This window comes from Candidatus Burkholderia verschuerenii (assembly GCF_001189365.1).
Taxonomy (GTDB): Bacteria; Pseudomonadota; Gammaproteobacteria; order Burkholderiales; family Burkholderiaceae; genus Caballeronia; species Caballeronia verschuerenii.
Genome location: NZ_LFJJ01000297.1, coordinates 1 through 3,921, shown reverse-complemented (window position 1 = coordinate 3,921; position 3,921 = coordinate 1). Strand labels below are relative to the sequence as shown.

4 protein-coding genes are annotated in these 3,921 nt (G+C 63.2%); all 4 read right to left on the bottom strand.

Features of this window, described 5'->3' with window-relative positions:
* Window positions 1–174: 174 nt before the first annotated feature.
* Entirely contained in the window at window positions 175–444 is a 270-nt protein-coding gene (locus BVER_RS28085; RefSeq protein ID WP_050456036.1) for an HPr family phosphocarrier protein, read from the bottom strand.
* A gap of 14 nt (window positions 445–458) precedes the next feature.
* Entirely contained in the window at window positions 459–977 is a 519-nt protein-coding gene (locus BVER_RS28080; protein WP_232316891.1) for a PTS sugar transporter subunit IIA, read from the bottom strand.
* 333 nt (window positions 978–1,310) lie between these two features.
* Window positions 1,311–2,267, bottom strand: a complete 957-nt coding sequence (gene gshB / locus BVER_RS28075; protein WP_050456035.1) for a glutathione synthase — start codon at window positions 2,265–2,267, stop codon at window positions 1,311–1,313.
* Window positions 2,268–2,348: 81 nt separating this feature from the next.
* Window positions 2,349–3,638, bottom strand: coding sequence for a glutamate--cysteine ligase (gene gshA / locus BVER_RS28070; RefSeq protein WP_050456034.1), 1,290 nt, complete (start codon window positions 3,636–3,638; stop codon window positions 2,349–2,351).
* Window positions 3,639–3,921 lie beyond the last annotated feature (283 nt).

Sequence of the window (3,921 nt, the reverse complement as noted above, 5' to 3'; positions counted from 1 at the left end):
CGCTCCACGCTTCCTCCCCACGGTCGGTCGCCCTTCCGCAGTTGCGCTTCACTTCGCTCGCTGTGGTCAACTTGCCGCGCGACTTGCACCCGCAAGAGTGCGCCCATGCTGGGCGCACAAAAAGGCCACGTCGAAACGCGGCTTTCACAGGCTGTCGATGACCAGCTAAAGCGCTTACTGCCCTTCGCCGAACTTGTCGGCGATCAGCGCGAGAATCGCCTGCATGGCTTCGGCTTCGTCGGAACCTTCGGTCTCGATGGTCACCGTGCTGCCGATGCCCGCCGCCAGCATCATCACGCCCATGATGCTTTTTGCGTTGATCCGGCGGCCGTTGCGGCTCATCCAGATATTGCTCTGAAAATTGCCCGCCAGTTGCGTGAGCTTCGCGGATGCCCGTGCGTGGAGCCCCAGCTTATTTACGATCGTTGTTTCCTGTTGCAGCATGATGCTCCGAAACGCTAGTTTGAATGATGATCGGCGTCAGTGGCTAGCGGCTTTCGCGGGTACGCGATCCTCGGGCGGGCGCAGGCGACGGGCGCGCACGCCGCGCCGCTCGCCGCTTTCGCGGCCAGTGCGCACGGATTGAGCGGCGTGGACGCATCGAGTTCCTGGATCGCCTTCGTGCCGCCTTGCAGAATCTTGTCGGTGAGGGTGTCGAGCGGCGTGGTGCGGTAGCAGACCGCGCGCACGAGCATCGGCAGATTGCAGCCGGCGAGCACCCGCACGTCCGTCTCGCGCAGGCTCGCCGCGATATTCGCGGGCGTCGCGCCGAACACGTCGGTCAGCACGATGGCGCCGTTCTCTTCCCTCAGACGGTCGATTTCTGAGCGCGCGAAGGCGCGAACTTCGACGGGATCGCAATCGGGCTTCACGTCGATAGCGCCGATGCGGGCGGGCAAGCCGCCGTAAATATGTGCGATGCAGTCACGTAGCGCGGTGGCGAACGGTGCATGCGCGATGATCAGAATGCCGGCCATGTCAGGATTGCTGCCTCTTCAAGACGTAAAACGTCACAGAGATCGCTCGAAAACGCGCGAGCGTCGCGGGTTTCAGGTCTTAGATGGACGCACCGCGGCGATATTCAACCGCCTGACGGACGCCTGCCTGCGACCTTCGGCCAACCTTGACTTCAGCTTGCGCCCGGTTTCTTAATCCGGCGTTAAAATGCCTGCTCGCGGTGCGCCAAAGCGGGATCGATCGGCTCATCGCGCCCCGTTTTTCGACGGCACGCGAAACCAATTGTAACAGTCCTTGCCGCGACCGGTCGGCGCGCGTCGCGGCGTTTTCCGCCATGCAGCAATTCAGCGCGTTCAGCCCGCCGCGCGCTCCAGCGCATCGATAAACATGCCGGCGACATCGAAACCGGTCTGATCCATGATTTCGCGGAAGCACGTCGGGCTCGTCACGTTCACTTCGGTGAGATAGTCGCCGATCGCATCCAGTCCGACCAGCAGCAGACCGCGCGCCTGCAGCACCGGCCCGAGCTTTTCCGCGATTTCGCGATCGCGCGCCGACAGCGGCTGCGCGCGTCCCAATCCGCCTGCCGCGAGATTGCCGCGCACTTCGTTGCCCTGCGGAATACGCGCGAGCGAATACGGCACCGGCTGACCGCCGATCAGCAGAATGCGCTTGTCGCCGTCCGTGATCTGCGGGATGAACTTCTGCGCCATCACCGAGCGCGCGCCGTTCTCGCTCAACATTTCGACGATCGAACCGAGGTTCATGCCGTCCGCCTTCACGCGGAACACGCCCATGCCGCCCATGCCGTCGAGCGGCTTCAGGATGACGTCGCCGTGTTCGGCGTGGAAGGCGCGCAGACGCGCGACATCGCGCGTGACGAGCGTCGGCGCGACATATTCCGGCCACTCGGCGATGGCGAGCTTCTCCGAATGATCGCGGATCGCCTGCGGCTTGTTGAACACCTTCGCGCCCGCGCGCTCCGCGATCTCGAGCAGCCACGTCGAGTTGACGTATTCCATGTCGAACGGCGGATCCTTGCGCATCAGCACGGCGGAGAAGCGCGTGAGCGGTATGTATTCGGCCTGCTCCGCTGTGTACCACGGCGAGCGGTCGCTATTCGCCAGATCGCCGACGATCGAAATACGCCACGCGCTCGCGTCCACCGACGTGCCCGTCCACGCGAGATGCTGCGGCTCGCAGGCGTAGACGGTGTGGCCGCGCCGGAAGGCTTCGGCCATCATCGAGTAAGTCGTGTCCTTGTAGATCTTGAAATGATCCAGCGGGTCGGCGATGAAGAGAATGTCCATGGGGATTCGCTTGGTGCGTTGTATTCGGCGCGCGCGACACGGCAGCATGCGCGCTTACCGCAACCTGCGCGCTTCTACTTTTTACACCTGAATGGCTTCCGGGTCCGTCCGTTCGAGTTCGACCGATGCGGCCAGCAACCCGAGACGCGCCACCACGCCGTACATGTAGAAACGGTTCGGCGGCGCCGCGCCGGGCTTCGCGTGGGCGTCGGGTAGCGCGGTGTGCTCGAAGCCGAGCGGTACGAAATGCATGCCGGGAACATTGAGGTTGTCGTCGCGCTCGCGCGAGTCGTGCACGCGATAAAAACCGCCGACCACATAGCGGTCGATCATGTACACGACCGGTTCCGCCACCGCGTTTTCCACGCGCTCGAAGGTATGCACGCCTTCCTGCACGATCACGTCGTGCACTTGCAGGCCTTCCTTCGTGTCGTTCATCTTCGCGCGTTCGCGTTCGGTCAGCGCGGCGACTTCGCTGGCGTCGTGCACGGTCATCACGCCCTTGCCGTAAGTGCCGGCATCGGCCTTGATGACGACATACGGCTTCTCGCTGATGCCGTACTCGCGATACTTCTTCGCGATCTTCTTCAGCACGCCGTCGATGGCTTCGGTCAGCGCTTCTTCGCCCGTGCGCGCTTCGTAGTCCACGCCTTCCACATGCGCGAAGTACGGATTCACCATCCACGGATCGATCTCGACCATCTTGGCGAATTTCTTCGCGATTTCGTCGTAGCAAGAGAAATGCGTCGATTTGCGGCGCACGGCCCAGCCCGCGTGCAGCGGCGGCAGGATGTACTGCTCGTGCAGATTTTCCAGCACCGGCGGAATGCCCGCGGACAGATCGTTGTTCAGGAGAATCGAGCACGGATCGAAGTTCTTCAATCCGAGGCGGCGCGGCGAGCGCTCCAGCGGCTCCAGCACGATCTTTTGGCCATCCGCGAGCGGGATGGTCACCGGACCGTGGATGTTTTCATCGAGCGTGCCGAAACGGACGTTCAGCCCCGCCTGACGCATGATCAGCGCGAGGCGCGCGACGTTCTCCAGATAAAACGCGTTGCGCGTGTGGCGCTCGGGAATGACCAGCAGATTCTTCGCGTCCGGGCAGATCTTTTCGATGGACGCCATCGCCGCCTGCACCGCGAGCGGCAGCACTTCCTGCGGGAGATTGTTGAAGCCGCCCGGGAAGAGATTGGTGTCGACCGGCGCGAGCTTGAACCCCGCGTTGCGCAGATCGACCGAACAGTAAAACGGCGGCGTGTGCTCCTGCCATTCGAGCCGGAACCATCGCTCGATAGCGGGCGTGGCCTCGAGAATCTTCCGCTCGAGATCGAGCAGCGGGCCATTCAACGCCGTAACTAGGTGCGGAACCATTGATTACTCGCGGACTTGGGAGAAAAGATTGTAGAGCAATTGCTTTGCCTAATTGGGGATGAACCGGCGATTCCCAAGGTTTCCCGGGCCTTGCCGGACGGCCTCGGCGCCCGAATCCGCGGCCCGCGTGGACGAAAGCGCGACGCCCGGACGACCGGCGATCGGCATAGGGGCGGCCAGCAAGCTGGCCGGTCCCCTGCCACACCACCCGGCGTGCGGGTCCGCACCGGGCGGTTCGGGAAGTTGAGGTTATGTGAGGCGAGGCATGCCAAGACGATCGAAG

Bases quoted from the DNA above. Each gene is read 5' to 3' on its own strand.
- gshA (WP_050456034.1), bottom strand. From the start codon at position 3,638: ATGGTTCCGCACCTAGTTACGGCGTTGAATGGCCCGCTGCTCGATCTC.
- BVER_RS28085 (WP_050456036.1), bottom strand. From the start codon at position 444: ATGCTGCAACAGGAAACAACGATCGTAAATAAGCTGGGGCTCCACGCA.
- BVER_RS28080 (WP_232316891.1), bottom strand. From the start codon at position 977: ATGGCCGGCATTCTGATCATCGCGCATGCACCGTTCGCCACCGCGCTA.
- gshB (WP_050456035.1), bottom strand. From the start codon at position 2,267: ATGGACATTCTCTTCATCGCCGACCCGCTGGATCATTTCAAGATCTAC.